The organism is Brevibacterium sp. HMSC08F02 (assembly GCF_001807555.1).
Classification (GTDB): domain Bacteria; phylum Actinomycetota; class Actinomycetes; order Actinomycetales; family Brevibacteriaceae; genus Brevibacterium; species Brevibacterium ravenspurgense.
Genome location: NZ_KV789344.1, coordinates 51,094 through 67,650 on the forward strand (window position 1 = coordinate 51,094; position 16,557 = coordinate 67,650).

The 16,557-nt window shown below is 63.4% G+C and carries 15 protein-coding genes; 11 read left to right on the top strand and 4 right to left on the bottom strand.

Annotated features, from left to right (window positions below):
* Positions 1 to 70: 70 nt before the first annotated feature.
* The gene (locus HMPREF3172_RS01670) at positions 71 to 1,267 is read right to left on the bottom strand and encodes an acyl-CoA dehydrogenase family protein (RefSeq protein ID WP_019174847.1); all 1,197 of its coding nucleotides are present in this window, start codon (positions 1,265 to 1,267) and stop codon (positions 71 to 73) included.
* 129 nt (positions 1,268 to 1,396) lie between these two features.
* Between HMPREF3172_RS01670 and dxr the strand changes: the two genes are divergently transcribed.
* The 6 genes from dxr (at position 1,397) to HMPREF3172_RS01700 (ending at position 9,486) form a co-directional block, all read left to right on the top strand.
* A complete protein-coding gene (gene dxr / locus HMPREF3172_RS01675) occupies positions 1,397 to 2,602 on the top strand; it encodes a 1-deoxy-D-xylulose-5-phosphate reductoisomerase (RefSeq protein WP_070514925.1) in 1,206 nt (401 codons plus the stop codon).
* Positions 2,599 to 4,032: a M50 family metallopeptidase gene (locus tag HMPREF3172_RS01680; RefSeq protein WP_070514927.1), complete on the top strand. Its 1,434-nt coding sequence runs from the start codon at positions 2,599 to 2,601 to the stop codon at positions 4,030 to 4,032. Before dxr ends, HMPREF3172_RS01680 begins: the two co-directional genes overlap by 4 nt.
* Before the next feature lie 195 nt (positions 4,033 to 4,227).
* Complete coding sequence (locus tag HMPREF3172_RS01685; protein ID WP_070514929.1) at positions 4,228 to 5,232, top strand: TAXI family TRAP transporter solute-binding subunit; 1,005 nt, start codon at positions 4,228 to 4,230, stop codon at positions 5,230 to 5,232.
* A gap of 96 nt (positions 5,233 to 5,328) precedes the next feature.
* A complete protein-coding gene (locus HMPREF3172_RS01690; RefSeq protein WP_070423884.1) occupies positions 5,329 to 7,377 on the top strand; it encodes a TRAP transporter permease in 2,049 nt (682 codons plus the stop codon).
* Positions 7,378 to 7,459: 82 nt separating this feature from the next.
* Positions 7,460 to 8,608 carry a flavodoxin-dependent (E)-4-hydroxy-3-methylbut-2-enyl-diphosphate synthase gene (gene ispG / locus HMPREF3172_RS01695; RefSeq protein WP_070514947.1) on the top strand — a complete coding sequence of 383 codons (1,149 nt, stop codon included), beginning with the start codon at positions 7,460 to 7,462 and terminating at the stop codon, positions 8,606 to 8,608.
* Positions 8,605 to 9,486, top strand: a complete 882-nt coding sequence (locus tag HMPREF3172_RS01700; RefSeq protein WP_070514931.1) for a GNAT family N-acetyltransferase — start codon at positions 8,605 to 8,607, stop codon at positions 9,484 to 9,486. The genes ispG and HMPREF3172_RS01700 overlap by 4 nt, the downstream gene beginning before the upstream one ends.
* Before the next feature lie 59 nt (positions 9,487 to 9,545).
* Here the strand turns inward: HMPREF3172_RS01700 and HMPREF3172_RS01705 are convergent, their stop codons facing one another.
* Positions 9,546 to 9,938 carry an RNA-binding S4 domain-containing protein gene (locus HMPREF3172_RS01705; RefSeq protein ID WP_019174854.1) on the bottom strand — a complete coding sequence of 131 codons (393 nt, stop codon included), beginning with the start codon at positions 9,936 to 9,938 and terminating at the stop codon, positions 9,546 to 9,548.
* A gap of 95 nt (positions 9,939 to 10,033) precedes the next feature.
* Between HMPREF3172_RS01705 and HMPREF3172_RS01710 the strand changes: the two genes are divergently transcribed.
* Positions 10,034 to 11,857, top strand: a complete 1,824-nt coding sequence (locus HMPREF3172_RS01710; protein ID WP_070428440.1) for a proline--tRNA ligase — start codon at positions 10,034 to 10,036, stop codon at positions 11,855 to 11,857.
* Positions 11,858 to 11,962: 105 nt separating this feature from the next.
* Here the strand turns inward: HMPREF3172_RS01710 and HMPREF3172_RS01715 are convergent, their stop codons facing one another.
* Together HMPREF3172_RS01715 and HMPREF3172_RS01720 are read right to left on the bottom strand one after the other, a co-directional pair.
* Complete coding sequence (locus HMPREF3172_RS01715) at positions 11,963 to 12,982, bottom strand: aminoglycoside phosphotransferase family protein (protein ID WP_061943471.1); 1,020 nt, start codon at positions 12,980 to 12,982, stop codon at positions 11,963 to 11,965.
* Positions 12,979 to 13,866 (bottom strand): hypothetical protein, encoded by an 888-nt coding sequence (locus tag HMPREF3172_RS01720; RefSeq protein WP_070514933.1) that lies wholly within the window; start codon positions 13,864 to 13,866, stop codon positions 12,979 to 12,981. Before HMPREF3172_RS01720 ends, HMPREF3172_RS01715 begins: the two co-directional genes overlap by 4 nt.
* A 109-nt stretch (positions 13,867 to 13,975) precedes the next feature.
* Here HMPREF3172_RS01720 and rimP point away from each other — a divergent pair, with 109 nt between their 5' ends.
* The 4 genes from rimP to HMPREF3172_RS01740 all read left to right on the top strand — a co-directional run.
* Positions 13,976 to 14,443, top strand: coding sequence for a ribosome maturation factor RimP (gene rimP, locus HMPREF3172_RS01725; RefSeq protein ID WP_062019520.1), 468 nt, complete (start codon positions 13,976 to 13,978; stop codon positions 14,441 to 14,443).
* A 71-nt stretch (positions 14,444 to 14,514) separates the two neighbouring features.
* Complete coding sequence (gene nusA, locus HMPREF3172_RS01730) at positions 14,515 to 15,474, top strand: transcription termination factor NusA (RefSeq protein ID WP_070514935.1); 960 nt, start codon at positions 14,515 to 14,517, stop codon at positions 15,472 to 15,474.
* 41 nt (positions 15,475 to 15,515) lie between these two features.
* Positions 15,516 to 15,797 carry a YlxR family protein gene (locus HMPREF3172_RS01735; protein ID WP_070423880.1) on the top strand — a complete coding sequence of 94 codons (282 nt, stop codon included), beginning with the start codon at positions 15,516 to 15,518 and terminating at the stop codon, positions 15,795 to 15,797.
* 110 nt (positions 15,798 to 15,907) lie between these two features.
* Positions 15,908 to 16,557 (top strand): translation initiation factor IF-2 N-terminal domain-containing protein (locus HMPREF3172_RS01740; RefSeq protein WP_176746116.1); only part of this gene is annotated, 650 nt, incomplete at its 3' end.

Below are 16,557 nucleotides of genomic sequence, written 5' to 3' on the forward strand. Positions count from 1 at the left end.
ACAAACACGAAAAGCCCCGCTCCACCTCGGAAGCGGGGCCTTTCTGTGCCTTCAGTGCGTCAGGTGAGCATCAGGCGAAAGCGTTGATGCCGGTGAGCGCACGGCCCAGCGTGAGCTGGTGAACTTCGTGCGTGCCTTCGTAGGTCAGCACGGTTTCGAGGTTGATGGCGTGGCGCAGCGGCGAGTATTCGCTGGTGATGCCGGAACCGCCGAACAGGGCGCGCAGGTCGCGGGCGATGTTCATAGCGGTGTCGACGTTGTTCATCTTGCCCAGCGAAATCTGCTCGGGGCGCACGCCGTCCTTGGAGTCCTTGAGGTCGCCCAGGTGCGAAGCCAGCAGAGTGATGTTCGAGTACTGGCCGAAGGCCTTCGCGAGCTTCTGCTGGGAAATCTGGAAAGCGGCCAGCGGCTTGTCGAACTGGATGCGGCTGCCGGTGTACATGAGAGCCTGCTCCAGCGAGTCGCGAGCAGCACCGGTGACACCCCAGACGATTCCGTAGCGGGCTTCCGACAGGCAGGACAGGGGTCCCTTGAGGCCTTCTGCCTTCGGCATGACGGCCGAACCGGGCAGGCGGACGTTGTCCAGGACGATTTCGCCGGTGATGGATGCCCGCAACGACAGCTTGCGCTGGACGGTGGGGGTTTCCACGCCGGGGGTGTCGGTGGGAACGACGAAGCCGCGGATCATGGGGCGGCCCTTGGCGTCGGTCTCTTCCGTCTTGGCCCACACGACTGCGACGTCGGCAACAGGGGAGTTGGTGATCCACATCTTGGCGCCGTTGAGGATCCAGTCGTCACCGTCGCGCTTGGCGGTGGTGCGCATGTTCGACGGGTCCGAACCGACGTCCGGTTCCGTCAGGCCGAAGCAGCCGATGGCCTTGCCTTCGCCCATGCGGGGCAGCCATTCTTCCTTCTGCTCTTCCGAACCCCAGTGGTGGATGGCGAACATGGCCAGCGAGCCCTGCACCGAGACGAGCGACCGCAGGCCGGAGTCGACGGCTTCGAGTTCACGGCAGGCGATGCCGTACATGCGGGCGGAAGCACCGGGCAGCGTGTAGCCGTCCAGGTGCATGCCGAGCAGGCCGAGTTCGCCGAGGCCTTCAGCGAGTTCGCGTGCCGGGATGGTGCCTTCGAGGTACCAGTCGCCGATCTTTTCGCGTACGTTTTCATCCAGCCAGCTGCGGACGATGCCGGCCCATTCGCGCTCTTCCTTCGAGAAGAGGTGATCGAGTCCGAGGATTTCGTCCGGGTGCGAGGTCTTGGCCATTTCACTCCTTTTTCAGAGGGCTCAGTGAGGACTTCCAAAAAGAGTATAGCCGAGATATGTATTTTGTGTGACCAATGTCCCTTTAGGCCTTCTGAGCGCAGATTCAGCCTTATCTGCCAAGATGGCCGGGTGCTTCACATCTCAGTTCTCGGTTCGACCGGTTCCGTTGGAACCCAGACCCTCGACGTGGTCAGCTCCCACCCGGACCGCTTTCAGATTGTCGGTCTCGTCTGCCACACGAACATTGCGGATGCCGCCGAACAGGCGGTCCGCTTTCGCGCCCGCGCCCTGGGCGCCGTCGGCGCATCATCACCTGACGAGGTGGAGCGGGCTGTTGCTTCTGCCGCCGCTGCCGCTGGGGTCGAGAACCCCGTGGAACAGGTTTTCGTCGGACCGCGTGCGGCTGACGAGGTTGCACGGCTCGAGGCGGACACTGTTCTCAACGCCATTACGGGGGCTGCGGGGCTGACGGCCACTCTTACCGCCCTGGAAAGCGGCACGGATGTGGCTCTGGCAAACAAAGAGTCGCTCATCATCGGCGGCGATGTCGTGATGGAAGCTGCCGCTCGTACGGGAGCCCGCCTGCTTCCGGTCGACTCTGAGCATTCGGCCGTGTGGCAGGCTCTGCGTTCCGGCCGCCGCGAGGAAGTCAGCCGGCTGGTGATCACGGCAAGCGGCGGTCCTTTCCGCGGTATGACGCAGTCTGATCTTGAAGCCGTTACGCCCGCGCAGGCGCTCAAGCACCCCACGTGGGATATGGGGAAGGTCATCACCACGAACTCGGCAACCCTTGTCAACAAGGGTCTCGAGGTCATTGAGGCGCACCTGCTCTTCGATATTCCCTACGACCAGATCAGCGTCGTGGTGCACCCGCAGTCGCAGGTCCACTCGATGGTCGAATACGTCGACGGGTCGACAATTGCACAGGTCAGTCCACCGGATATGAAGCTGCCGATCGCCTACGCCCTGGGCTATGAGGAGCGGCTGCCGGGCATTACTACACCCAACCGCTGGGACGAGCCGACCCAGTGGACTTTTGAACCTGTCGACCACGAGGCGTTCCCCGCCTTGCGCTTGGCGGTGCGGGCCGGTCGCCTGGGAGGAACAGCACCCGCTGTCTACAACGCGGCGAACGAAGTTCTGGTGGATGCTTTTCACGCCGGACAGATCTCCTTTCCCGGCATCAGCCGGGGAATCAGCGCCGCACTCGATGCCCACGCTCCACAGGATGGGAAGCTCACGGCGGAACTCGTCTTGGCTGCTGACCGCGAAGCCCGGGAGTTTGCGAAGCGCTGGGTGGCAGAACAGGCATCAGGCGGGGGAGACCGGGCATGACGGCCCTGCTGTACACCCTCGGAATCGTCTTCATGCTCGCGGTTGTCGGGCTTTCCATCGGGCTGCACGAACTTGGTCACCTGATTCCCGCCAAGCGCTTCGGGGTGAAGGTCACCCACTACATGATCGGGTTCGGGCCGACCCTGTTCTCCTTTAAGCGCGGCGAAACACGCTACGGCGTCAAACTGCTGCCGCTGGGCGGCTTCATCGCCATGCCGGGCATGTACCCGCCGAAGTCAGCGGTCCACGCTCGCGCCGACGACCTTCACGGAGTCGAATCAGCCCACGACATCGTTGAGGCCGACGCCAAGCGGCGGGCCGTCGAGGGCGAAGATCCGCGGGAACAGGCCGGGCGCAAACGCCTGTTCGCACAGAGCATGGAGGATGCCCGCGAATTCTCCAATCAGGGCATTGGGCCGGGTGAAGAGGGGCGCACCTTCTACGCCCTGTCGGTTCCCAAGCGCCTGGCCGTCATGTTCGGCGGACCGGCGGTCAACCTCGTCCTCGGCATCGTCTTCTTAGGGCTCGTGCTGATGGGCATCGGCGTTCCGGGCCTGTCCACGCAGCTGTCCGGTGTTGTCGAATGTGCCGTTGACGCCGAAACCGCGCAGAAGCGCGGACCAAACGCCGAATGCCAGCCGGGTGATACTCCCGCACCGGCCAAGGCCGCGGGACTCAAACCGGGCGACACCATCACTGCTGTTGACGACACACCGGTCGACACGTGGGAACAGGTGCAGGAGCTCATTGCGGCCAGTGCGGGCAGAACCGTCACCGTGGCCTATGAGCGGGACGGCTCTGAACACTTGGTGCGCGTGCCCATCATCGAAACCACGCGAGCGGTCTATGACGATGAAGGCAAGCAGAAATTCACTGCTGACGGCAAGCCCGAAACCACCACCGTCGGCTTCCTTGGGGTCTCCCCGCAGAAGAAGCACTATCCGCTGTCGCCATCGGAGTTTCCCGCTGAGGCCGGAAAAGCCATCGGACAGACCTTTAAGGCACTGGCGACCCTGCCGGTGAAACTCGTCGACATCGGGAAGGTTGCCGTCGGGGGAGCAGAGCGCGACCCCAACGGCCCGATGGGCATGGTCGGTGTGGGGCGCGTTGCCGGCGAAATCGTTTCTGCCGAAGCTTTCGAAGTCGTCGACAAAGTGCAGCTCGGCCTGAGCCTGGCAGCCTCGCTCAACCTGTTCCTCTTTGCGTTCAACATGGTTCCGCTGCTTCCCCTGGACGGTGGCCACATAGCGGTCGCCCTTTACGAAGGGGCACGCCGCAGAATCAACCTCTCCCGCAGAAGAGGGCTCATCGGCCCCTTCGACACCGCAAAGCTGCTGCCGCTGACATACGGGGTCGTCGGCGTCCTCCTGTGTATGACGGTGCTGCTCGTCTACGTCGACATCGTCAAACCCGTGCGGCTCTTCGGCTGAGGCAGACTGCCTCGGCGGGGATTCCTTCAGTCTGAGCGAGGCCTCCTCGCCGTACCCGGTTCCCGATGTATTTCTGAGCTCTGACTGTGCACTGTCTGGCAGTGCGCACAGAGGATGCGCTATCCTGCTCACAGCAATTTGGAAATATGACCTGCCGCACGTTTTTCCGTCGGCAGGCCTCAGACAAGGAGCCCCATGAAGAAGAGCGTTCTTCTCAAGATCGCGGCCGCCGCAAGCGCAGCCGCCCTCGTCCTCACCGGATGTGAGCGCGGCGGAGCCGAAGGCGGTTCGGCAGCACCCGAAGAGAACTTCACCAAGGACCTGACCTTCGCCACCGGTGGCACCGCGGGTGTCTACTACCCGCTGGGCAACGAGTACGCCCGCATCCTGCAGGACACCGACGCTGACCTGAAGGTCAACGCCGTTGAAACCGATGGCTCCGTCGACAACCTCGGCCGCATCGCCAAGGGCGATGCTCAGCTGGGCTTCACCCAGTCGAACACCGCCAACGACGCAGTGCGCGGCTCCGGTGACTTCGAAGAGGTCGGCAAGCTCAACAACGTCGGCTGGATGGGTCAGCTGTACCCGGAAGCAGCCCAGATCATCACGCTTGAGAAGAGCGGCTTCAACTCGGTTGAAGACCTCAAGGGCAAGAAGATCGCCGTCGGCGCTCCCGGTTCGGGCACGGCAGCTGTCGCCAAGCTGATCCTCGACGCCTACGGCTTCAAGGAGGGCGACTACGAGCCCTACGAAGAGAGCTTCGCTGACGCCCGCTCCAAGATGCAGGACGGCAACATCGACGCCTCGATCGAAATCCTCGGCGTCCCGGCCGCCTCGCTTTCGGAACTGGCCGCTAATGCAGACGTCAAGCTGCTGCCGATCGACAAGGACAAGGCCGAAAAGATCGCAGCTGAAACGGAATACGAAGCCTACGAAATCCCCGGCGGTTCCTACGACTTCGCCAAGGACCCGGTGCAGACCGTGACCGTGTTCGCCTCAATCGTCGGCTCGACCAATCAGATCAGCGAAGAAGACGGCTACGCGATCACCAAGGCGCTGTACGAAGACGCAGGCAAGATCTCACTGGCACAGGGCAAGCTCATCAAGGCCGAAGACGCTCTGCTCGGCCGCGGCGACGTTCCGCTCCACCCGGGTGCTAAGAAGTACTTCGAAGAAAAGGGCATTGAGGATCAGAACTGATCCTCAAACCCTCGGCTGACAACCGCGGCGACGGCGCATTGAGCGCCGTCGCCGCGTGCGCCGTTCAGACCCCATCCCCAGACAGGCAAGAAGATCATGACTCCCTCTGACACCGCCAAAAACCCGGACGCTGGTTCCGCCGACGCGGAGCCCCTGGACCAGCAGAAGGCGCAGGACCTCGCAGACAAGGTCATGCGCGACCTGGACAGCGCTTCGCGCTACCGCATCAACTCCGACATGGGGCCGTGGCGCATCGCCGTCTTCGTCCTGTCTGTCGCTCTGACCCTCTTCCAGCTGTACACAGCGCTGTTCGGCACCCGCCCCACCCTCATCCAGGGCTCGATTCACGTGGGCGGTGCCATGGGCATCATCTTCCTGTTGTACCCCCTGCACAGGAGCCTGAGCCTGAAGACGGATGAGAACCGCAAAGCGTACTACGCGTCGCTCTGCGCTGACACCGTCCTGTCGCTGCTGGCAATGGGCACCTCGGTGTACCTGCTGGCCAACTACACCTACCTGACGGGCGTGGGCGTGCAGATCCACGGCTACTCGACCCTTGACACGATCGTCGCGCTCATTGCGATCCTTCTGATCCTCGAAGCCACCCGCCGCTGCGTGGGTCTGCCGATCGTCATCATCGCCGTTGTCGCCTTGCTCTACTTCTGGTTGGGCAACTACTCACCGATCATGCGCTACCACGGCACCACGTGGCAGAACATGGTGCAGCAGACCTACTACTCGTCGCGCTCAATTTTCGGTGTGCCGATCCAGGTGTCCTCGAGCTTCATCTTCCTGTTCCTGTTCTTCGGCGTCATCCTCGTCCGCACCGACATCGGCGCATACTTCAACTCGCTGGCATTCCGCCTGACCGGCCGCTATGCGGGTGGTCCCGCAAAGGCCGCCGTTGTCGCCTCGGCCATGCAGGGAACCGTCACCGGCTCCTCGGTCGCCAACGCTGTGACTTCTGGTTCGTTCACGATTCCGCTGATGAAGAGGGTCGGCTTCAGCCCGAAGTTCGCCGCTGCTGTTGAAGCCACCGCGTCGACCGGTGGGCAGATCATGCCGCCCGTTATGGGTGCTGCCGTGTTCATCATGGCCGAATACACGGGCGTGCCCTACTCGCAGATCATCCTCATCGCGATCGTTCCCGCGTTCCTGTACTTCGCCGGCGTTATGCTCGCCGTCCACTTCGAAGCGCGTCGCCTGCGCATCGAAGGCTATTCAAAGGACGAACTTCCGCGTTGGAAGATGCTGCTCAAGCGCCTTGACCAGCTGCTGCCGCTGGCCGTCATCATCGTGACCCTCCTTGCGGGAACCACACCGCAGAAGGCCGCTCTGTGGGGCATCCTCGTGGCATTCGTCATCAGCCTGCTGCGCGCCAGCACCCGCCTGGGTGTCAAGGACACCATCCTGCTGCTGGAAGAGGGCGCGAAGACCGCTCTGCCGGTCATTGCCGCATGTGCAACCGCCGGTATGGTCGCCGGCATTGTGACCGCAACCGGTCTGGGCGGCCGCCTGGCCGACAGCATCCTCACCGCGGCCGGCGAGAACTTCTTCCTCGTCATGTTCTTCACCATGATCGCCTGCCTGGTGCTGGGCATGGGTCTGCCGACCACCGCGAACTACGTCGTCACGGCCACCGTGGCAGCGCCGATCCTCATTTCGAACTTCGATGTGCCGGTTCTGGCCGCACACCTGTTCGTTTTCTACTTCGGTCTGCTTGCAGACGTGACCCCTCCGGTGTGCCTGGCCGCCTACGCTGCTTCGGGCATTGCCGGATCGAACCCGCTGAAGTCTGGTGTCACCGCACTCAAGGTTGCGATCGCCGGATTCCTGGTGCCCTACGTCTTCGTGATGGAGCCGGTGCTGCTGTTCCAGGGCGACCAGAACCCGCTCATGTTCATCCCGGTGTTCATAACAGCACTGCTGGGCATGGCGGTGTTGTCGGCCGCCGTGGCAGGGTTCTATTTCCGCAAGCTCGCCTCCTGGGAGTCGGTCATTCTGGCACTTGCCGGCCTTCTCCTGGTCTACCCGGTCATCGCCATGTCGCTCGTCGGTCTGGTCGTCGCGGTCATCATGGCGGTCTACCAGCGAGCAGGTGAACGGAAGAAGGCTCACGGCGCATCCACAGGGGCAGGGGTCTAGAATCGTTCTGCGGGCCGAAGCTCAGGCCTAGGCCCGCAGAACTGTGCACATCCCCACAGCCTCGTTCGAAAGGGAACCGCCTGTGACATCGGTCAATCTGGGCATGCCGAAACCGCCCCCGCCTGTTCTGGCACCCCGCCGCACAACCCGACAGATCAAGGTCGGAAGCGTCGGAGTGGGATCGGAATCCCCGGTCAGCATCCAGTCGATGACGACCACCAAGACCACCGACATCAACGGCACTCTGCAGCAGATTGCCGAGCTCACGGCCGCCGGGTGCGACATCGTGCGTGTCGCCTGCCCGTCCGCCGACGACGCCGAGGCACTTCCTGCAATCGCCCAGAAGTCGAAGATCCCGGTCATCGCCGACATCCACTTCCAGCCGAAGTACGTCTATGCGGCCATTGACGCCGGATGCGCCGGTGTGCGCGTCAACCCCGGCAACATCCGCAAGTTCGACGACCAGGTGAAGGAAATCTCCAAGGCGGCCTCGGATGCCGGAGTGTCGTTGCGCATCGGCGTCAACGCCGGGTCGCTCGATAAGCGGATCATGGAGAAATACGGTTCGGCCACTCCGGAAGCACTCGTTGAGTCCGCCGTGTGGGAGGCGAGCCTCTTTGAGGAACACGACTTCCACGACTTCAAGATTTCGGTCAAGCACCACGACCCCGTTGTCATGGTGCAGGCATACGAAATGCTCGCCGAGCGAGGCGACTGGCCGCTGCACCTGGGTGTGACTGAAGCCGGTCCCGCATTCCAGGGCACCATCAAGTCTGCAACTGCTTTCGGCGCTCTTCTTTCCAGGGGAATCGGCGACACCATCCGTGTTTCTCTGTCCGCCCCGCCGGTCGAAGAGGTCAAGGTCGGCGAGCAGATTCTGCAGTCGCTCAACCTGCGTCCGCGCAAGCTTGAAATCGTGTCCTGCCCGTCCTGTGGACGCGCCCAGGTCGATGTCTTCGAACTTGCCGAAAAGGTCACGGCTGGCCTTGAGGGCATGGAGATTCCGCTGCGCGTGGCCGTCATGGGCTGTGTTGTCAACGGTCCGGGTGAAGCGCGCGAAGCCGATCTCGGAGTCGCGTCCGGCAACGGCAAGGGACAGATCTTCGTTAAGGGCGAAGTCATCCGCACCGTGCCGGAATCGAAGATCGTCGAAACGCTCATCGAAGAGGCTCACCGCATCGCCGAAGAATCCGACCAGCCCTCCGGCCCGCCTGAGGTCATTGTCGGGTGACGGTTCTGGCAGCCCCGCTGCTGCATGAGCACACCGACTGGTTCGCCGCGGAGATCGCCCGTGATCCCGCGGCGAACGTCTTCTTGCAGGCACTGTTGGAACGCTCGCGCACAGCCGAGATAGCCAGCCCCGCCGGTCGCTTGGTGGGATGCTTCCGTGAGGGGCGCCCGGTTGCTGCCTACTGGTTGGGCAGCACGATCGTTCCGCTGAGCGGAGGCCCTGAAACCAACCGGGTGATGGCCGCCATCCTCAACCACGAGGGACGCAGGCCATCGTCGTTTGTGGGTCCTGCCGAGCAGGTTCTCGATCTGACGAGCAGGCTGAACTGGGGAGCACCCCGGGATCGCAGGCCCAACCAGCCGCTGCTCAGTGCGCTTGCCCCGCCGACCGTTGTGCCGGACCCCCTGGTCCGGCAGTTCTCCCCGTACGAGGCGGAGGTTGTCTTCCCGGCTTCCGTCGCCATGTACGAAGAAGAGGTGGGGTACTCACCTCTCGAAGGTGGGAGCGTCGGCTATCGAAATCGGGTCGAGGGGCTCATCGCCAGCGGTCTGTCGCTGGGCTACACGGCGCGCACCGGACCAACGGGTGAGCCCATGCCCCTGTGGCCCAACCGGATGTCCGACGAACAAGTGGTGTTCAAAGCCGATATCGGGATCGGTTCGGGAACATCGGTTCAAGTGCAGGGCGTGTGGGTGCACCCTGAATACCGCGGCAGGGGAGTGGCCTCGCGCGCCATGGCCGCCACGACGGCACTCATCCGCCGGCGTTTCGCTCCGATCGTCACGCTGTACGCCAACAGTCACAACGCACCCGCTCTGCGCGCATACGCAAAAGCCGGTTTCGTTCCCGTCGGCACCTTCGCAACCGTGACCTACTGAGGCACGGCGAACCGCCCAAGGCGCGCGAACAGCGCGGCGTAAGCGGCGCCTCGTCAGACTCAGCGGGACGTGCGCCCGCGCAGCCGGTCCCATGCCCGGCGGTCCTTCTTCGTGGGCCGGCCAGCACCCTTTTCGCGTTTGGGAACCGGGGCGCGCAGCAGCGGGTTCGGCGGGGGAGACGTATCGATGTAGCAGGCTGCGGCCATAGATGCGGGTCCGCGGGTGTCGAGGAAACCCTGTACCGTGAGCACGCGCTCAGCACCCGGCCGGCGGATGACGACAACTTGGCCGATCTTCACCTTGTCGGAAGGCTTCGCCCGGTCACCGTCAATGCGCACGTGCCCGGACTTGATCTGCTTCTGCGCCAAAGACCGTGTTTTGAACGCGCGAACACACCACAGCCAGACATCAATCCGCTGGCTTGTGCCGGCATCAAAACTCAGCTCCGGCATGAGGCTCCTTTCGGCGTTGTCGGCCCAAGACACTGCGAACAACTGTAGCGCCGGTGATAATCTTGCCCCGATACCTGCCCGAAAAAGGAGCCCACATGACCCTGCGGCTGTCGAAGCTGTTCGTCCGGACGCTGAAAGAAGATCCGGCCGATGCCGAAATCAAAAGCCACAAACTGCTGCACCGCGCCGGCTACATTCGCCGCACCTCACCCGGTATCTTCTCGTGGCTGCCGCTGGGCCTGAAGGTCCTCGAACGCGTCGAAGCGATTGTCCACGAGGAAATGGGGCGCGCCGGAAGCCAGGAAGTCCACTTCCCGGCACTGCTGCCGGCGGAGCCCTACCAGCAGTCGGGGCGCTGGGAAGCCTTCGGCGAGGGCATTTTCCGACTGAAGGACCGCCGCGAACACGACTACCTGCTCGCACCGACCCACGAAGAGGCGTTCACCATGCTGGTGTCCGACCTCTACTCGTCGTACAAGGACCTCCCGTTGAGCCTGTACCAGATTCAGACCAAGTACCGCGATGAGGCCAGGCCGCGGGCCGGTCTGCTGCGCGGACGCGAATTCATCATGAAGGACGCCTACTCCTTCGACATGGATGATGCGAGCCTCGACGCTTCCTACGAAGCCATGCGGCGGGCCTACATCAACGTCTTCAACCGCCTGGGCCTGCCGTACGTTGTTGTGGAGGCCACCCCCGGTGCGATGGGCGGTTCCGGTACGCACGAATTCCTCTACCCGAGCGAAGTCGGCGAAGACACCTACGTCCGCTCCGACGGCGGCTACACCGCCAATGTCGAAGCCGTCACCACGCCGCTGGCCGACCCGGTGCCGTTTGACGGTCTGCCGGAAGCGGAGGTTCTCGAAACACCGGACGCGCGCACCATCGAAACCCTCGTTGAAAGCGCAAACGAAGTCTCTCCGCGCTCTGACCGCCCCTGGACGGCTGCAGACACGCTCAAGAACGTCGTGTGCGCCCTCATCCACCCCGACGGCGAACGCGAAGTCATCGTCATTGGCCTGCCCGGCGATCGCGCTGTCGACCTCGACCGCGCTGCGGGAACCGGTCTGCTCGGCGACGGTGAAGTCGACCTCGAACCGGCAACCGAAGACGACCTCAAGAAGCACCCCGGCCTCGTTCCCGGATACATCGGCCCCGGAAACTCGCTCGACGCACCTGTTCTGGGTGCCGAAAGCTCCACTGGTATCCGCTATTTCCTGGACCCGCGTGTCTCAGAGGGCACACAGTGGGTCACCGGTGCCAACGAAGACCGCAAGCACGTCTTCAACCTCACCGCCGGCCGCGACTTCAAGGCTGACGGCTACATCGAAGCTGCTGAAATCCGCGAGGGCGACCCCGCTCCGGACGGCTCCGGACCGCTGCAGCTTGCCCGCGGTGTGGAGATCGGCCAGATCTTCAAACTCGGCACCCGCTACGCAGAAGCTCTCGGCCTGAACGTGCTTGATGAAAACGGCAAGTCCCGTGTCGTCACGATGGGCAGCTACGGCATCGGCGTCACCCGTGTCCTGGCCTGCCTGGTCGAAGAGTTCGCCGACGACAAGGGCCTGCTGTGGCCGGTGCACCTGGCACCCGCCGATGTGCACATTGTGGCCACCGGCAAGGGCGACGAACCGCTGGAAGCTGCCGAAAAGCTCGCCGCGGCTGTTGAAGCGGCCGGCTTCCGAGTTCTGCTGGATGACCGTCCGAAGGTTTCACCCGGCATGAAGTTCGGCGATGCTGAGCTGCTGGGTGTGCCGAACGTCCTCGTTGCCGGTCGCGGCCTGGCCGACGGTGTCGTGGAACTGCGCGATCGCTTCACCGGCGAATCGACCGACCTGCCGGTTGATGAAGCCGCTGACGCCGTCGTTGCTCGCCTGCGCGAACAGTACGCCAAGCAGGACGCCATCGAACTTCTGTAAGCGCCAGATGCTGGCAGTCGAACTGCCGGCTGAACGCAAACGCCGGTGCCCCAAGCGAAAGGCTTGGGGCACCGGCGCTTTCTGCCGTATCAGCGCAGCCGCGCGTCAGCCGAGTGGTTTGAGCTGCTGGGTGGTAATACCCTGCACGCTGACTCCGGTGAGGGCACGGGCAACCCACAGGGAGCGCTCCGCGTCTTCTGTCAGCCGGGGATTGCCATCGGCGGCGGCGCGTAAGTACCAGAACATGTTCTGGACCTCACGAGCAACAGAAGCGCCCATCGCCCCGCTGGGGTTGATCTGTGCGCAGCGGGAAAGCTCAGCGGCGAAGCCGCGCAGCCAGTCCGCCTGTCCTTCCGGATCCGTTCCGGGGATTTCGCCCAGTCGGTTCCACATGAGCGGCGCAAGCATGTATTCGGTGGGGCCCGTCAGGGGCTGCGGGTCGATGGCCTTCCACGTGGCGATGCCGTTGGCGTCCGGATTGCCGGCAAGGATGTTGTAGTAGTGCAGATCGGCGTGCAGCAGCCAGCTGTCGGCAGCACCCGCCAGTTCTTTCGTCCACGACAGCGCAGTCGAGAGCACCTGCTGGTCGGTTTGTGTGAATGCCGGAAAATCTTCGACCAGACGTACATCGGCGTCAAAGCGCTTCAGCCATGCGGCGGCGATGTCCTGCACGCGCACGAAACCGCTGCCGCCCGGTACGCGCAGCGCCTGCACCAGCTGTCCCCAAATGGGGGCAACTGCGTGAAGCGGCTCCGTCGACAGGTTGACTTCGGTCCGCAGTCGTTCCTGCAGGGTGGCACGCATGGACGGGTCGTCTTCTATGATCCGCACAGCACCGTGCCCACCCCACGCGCGCAGCGCCCGGATGGTCTGTTCGTGCACCGTGGGGTTGTCGGTGTTCGGGGCGGCTATGCGCAGCACCGCGGGAAAGCCGTCGTGCAGGCGGACCGGGATGACGAGGCTTTCCGCGCCCGCCCACGGGGAGCCCGGCTGGGGGTCGTCCGTGAGCTTCCACCGGTCGAACAGCTCGAACACGATGTGGTCAAGGGCAGCAGCCCAGGCCTGTGCGCGTTCCTCACCCTGGGTCTGCGTTGCCGAATTGAGGAGCACGGGAGGTACTTTCACTGAGCTTCTCCTTCATAGCGCAGCAGCTGCCTGCCGCCGAAGCCGATGCGAGCATCAGCGCTCGCTTTGAGTTCGCGGCCGGCCAGCGGCACGGCGGCGGGGTCCTCGAACACTCCGAACAGGGCTGCGGCGACCGTGTCTTCCAGCTGCTGGGCGAGCTTCTTTGCCGACCCGGGGTCAGACGGGTTGTGCGGCAGGTTCCACGCTGGACGGTTCGCGGCTTCTTCGCGTTGACCCTGTTTGAGCAGTGTGTTGGCATCAGCCGCAGCGTTGGCGAGTGCTTCCACCCTGGCGGTGGCCGCCCTGCGTTCCCGGCTATCGGGCTTCATTGCCAGTGCGACCTTGGTGTATCCGTAGGAGGCTTTGAAAGCCGCCTTCGCAAATTCGTGCAGAGGGTCGGCATCGTCACCTGGGCTGTACGGCTTGCGGTCCGCGAAATCGGGGTAGCCCTGGGCAGGAAGCTGGGCGAAGCGCTGCTGGGCTGGTTTCCAGTTCGGCAAGAGGTTCGATGCGCCGACCGCCACGTCGACGATGATGGCTGTCTGGGGTCCGCCGAGTGTGTGGATGTCGCGCAGGACCAGGTCGACGATGGAGTACATGGCAGAAACAAAGGTGTTCTGCGGGGGAATCTCGGGGAATCCGGAATTGTCTGATGTCCAGGGCGGGCCGATTGCGGCAGTGAGCCTCGAGCGCTCTTCTTCGTGGTCATCGTCGTTGATGGAGGCCAGAACCGCGGCTATCCGGCCGCGGGAGGATTCTTCGGCCTCGGCCTGTATGCGGTCTTCTGGCGAACCGAAGCGCAGGCCGCACCCGGACAGTGCCGCAGTCGCGCTGAGCAGGAGGAAAGCGCGTCTGCTGGTGTGCTTCGGTCTGGAGTAGGCCATTCGCTCATCCTACTCTTCAAGAGTATGCGGGTGTGAAACAAAACCTCGGATGCGTTCACGTGAGCAGGGTGCGTTGTTCTTGTGCTGGTCGTGCGGCAAGAATAGGGGCATGGCTTATTCAGAAGATGACATCGCCCAGGCCGCAGCCGGCCCGCTGGAAGAGCTGGGTCTGCTGGTGGAAGACGTGAAGATGCACGCCGCGGGTGTGCACCGGCGGCTGGTGGTCACAGTGGATCTTGCGGGTGACACGACCGAGGCTGTGTCTTCGGACCTCATTGAGCAGGCCACCCGCGTCATCTCCGAGGTGATCGATCCGCTTCCGCTGTTCAACGACAAGCCGTACGAACTCGAGGTGTCTTCCCCGGGTGCGCTGCGCCCGCTGACCGAACCGCGTCACTTCCGCAGGAACGTCGGTCGGACGATCGAGGTGAGGCCAACCGAGGGCAAGAAGACCACCGGTGTGCTCACCGGCGTGACCGGACTCGGCATTGTTCTGGAGCCGGGTTCGGGCCGCGAACCGGTCGAGTTTTCCTTTGATGGAATCGAAAAAGCCCAGGTGGTTCTCAAATTCCGCTGATGCGGCATGCTTCGTACATGAACTAGGGTTGAACCGAAAAACTGAATAACAAGACAGAAGAGGAGCGGGCAGTGGACATCGATCTTGGCGCACTAAGGCTGATTGAAAGCGAGCGCGAAATTCCGATGACGACGCTGGTGGGGCTGATTGAACAGGCCCTGCTGAGCGCGTACCACAACATGGAGGGCCACTACCCGGACTCTCGTGCGGAGATTGACCTGAAAACCGGCAAGGCCACCATCTGGGCCACGGAATTCGACGCCGACGACAACCCCATCGGGGAATTCGACGACACGCCCGATGACTTCGGGCGTATTGCGGCTATGACGGCGCGCAATGTCATTCACCAGCGCCTGCGCGCAGTTGAAGACGAAGGCGTGCTCGGATCTTTCCGCGACAAAGAGGGCGAGATCGTCTCCGGCATTATCCAGCAGGGCCGTGACGCAGCCATGATCCAGGTGGACCTGGGCGAAGTCGAAGCTCTTCTGCCGCCGCACGAACAGGTGCCCGGTGAAGACTATTCGCACGGCAGGCGCATCCGCGTGTTCATCGCCGATGTTCGTCCCGGCAACAAGGGTCCGTCGATCACGGTTTCGCGAACCCACCCGAACCTCGTGCGCAAGCTGTTTGCCCACGAAGTCCCGCAGATTGCCGACGGCAGCGTGGAAATCGTCTCAATTGCACGCGAAGCCGGACACCGCACCAAGCTCGCGGTGCAGGCAACCGTACCGGGGCTCAACGCCAAGGGTGCCTGCATTGGCGAGATGGGCACCCGCGTGCGGGCCGTCATGAACGAACTCGGGGCCGAAAAGATCGACATCGTCGACTACAGCGATGACCCGACTGTCTTCATCGCCAATGCCCTAAGCCCGGCGGAAGTCGGGCGCGTTGAGGTTCTTGACTCCGCCTCGAAGATGGCGCGCGCCTATGTGCGCCCCGACCTTCTGTCGCTTGCGATCGGCAAGGAAGGTCAGAACGCCCGCCTGGCCGCCAAGCTGACAGGGTGGAAGATCGACATCGTCGAAGCCTAGGCCCCGCGGGCAGGTAAGGCCCGTGCTGTAGACTGACATGCGTGGTCTCTTCAACTGGCGTGCCCGAACGCATGTGCATCGGGTGCCGTGCAAGAGCACCGCAGACCGACCTCATCCGTCTGGTGCTGCAGACCGAGCCGATTCGGATTGCAGTTGATGAGGGCCGAGTGCTTCCCGGAAGGGGCGCTTGGCTTCATCCGCAGACAGACTGCCTGGAACGGGCAGTGAAGAAGAGCGCATTCGCAGCTGCCTTCAAGCAGAAGATCCCGCGAAGCGCATACGAAGATCACGGAAAGTGGTTGCAGAAGATGGAAAACAAGTAGTGAGTGCTCAGAAATGACACCCAAGACTTACGGACGTGGACAGTGAAATGAGCACTGTTCCGACTCGATGAGGTTCTCTCCTGTTCGGAGAGAACCCGGACAGGAGAAATGTGGCAAAGCCCCGTGTTCACCAGCTCGCAAAAGAGCTGGGAACGACAAGCAAGGAAGTGCTTGCGAAGCTCCAGGAAATGGGCGAGTTCGTAACCTCGGCCTCCTCAACCCTGGAAGCTCCCGTCGTGCGCAAGGTCCGCGAGGCCTTCGACGGTGCAGACAAGCCCGAAGCCGAAGCTGAATCGGCCGCCAAGAAGCCGGCGGCAAAGAAGCCCGCCGCCAAGTCGACCGCTGCCAAGTCGACAACCGCTAAGCCCGCAGCTAAGAAGCCGGCCGCGAAGTCGACGGCTGCTAAGCCGACCGCTGCTAAGTCGACAACGGCAAAGCCGGCTGCATCGAAGGCTGCCGGCGCAAAGACCACGGCATCGCCGGCAGCGCCGAAGCCTGCGGCTCCCAAGCCGGCACCCAAGCCCGCGGCCAAGAAACCCGCCGCTCCGAAGCCGGCACCCAAACCTGCCGCAAAGAGCGAAGAATCCCCGGCACCTCGTCCGGCGGCACCTCGCCCAGGCGGTTCGCGCCCCGGCAACAACCCCTTCGCACCTAAGCAGGGCATGCCGAAATCCGACCAGCGTTCCGGCGGCCAGGGCGGCAAGCCCGGTCCCAAGCCCGGCGGCGGCCGTCCCGGCCCGCGCCCCGGCGCACCGCGCCC

Bases quoted from the DNA above. Each gene is read 5' to 3' on its own strand.
- HMPREF3172_RS01710 (WP_070428440.1), top strand. From the start codon at position 10,034: ATGACCCTGCGGCTGTCGAAGCTGTTCGTCCGGACGCTGAAAGAAGAT.
- HMPREF3172_RS01680 (WP_070514927.1), top strand. From the start codon at position 2,599: ATGACGGCCCTGCTGTACACCCTCGGAATCGTCTTCATGCTCGCGGTT.
- HMPREF3172_RS01670 (WP_019174847.1), bottom strand. From the start codon at position 1,267: ATGGCCAAGACCTCGCACCCGGACGAAATCCTCGGACTCGATCACCTC.
- HMPREF3172_RS01720 (WP_070514933.1), bottom strand. From the start codon at position 13,866: ATGGCCTACTCCAGACCGAAGCACACCAGCAGACGCGCTTTCCTCCTG.
- rimP (WP_062019520.1), top strand. From the start codon at position 13,976: ATGGCTTATTCAGAAGATGACATCGCCCAGGCCGCAGCCGGCCCGCTG.
- HMPREF3172_RS01685 (WP_070514929.1), top strand. From the start codon at position 4,228: ATGAAGAAGAGCGTTCTTCTCAAGATCGCGGCCGCCGCAAGCGCAGCC.
- HMPREF3172_RS01705 (WP_019174854.1), bottom strand. From the start codon at position 9,938: ATGCCGGAGCTGAGTTTTGATGCCGGCACAAGCCAGCGGATTGATGTC.
- HMPREF3172_RS01690 (WP_070423884.1), top strand. From the start codon at position 5,329: ATGACTCCCTCTGACACCGCCAAAAACCCGGACGCTGGTTCCGCCGAC.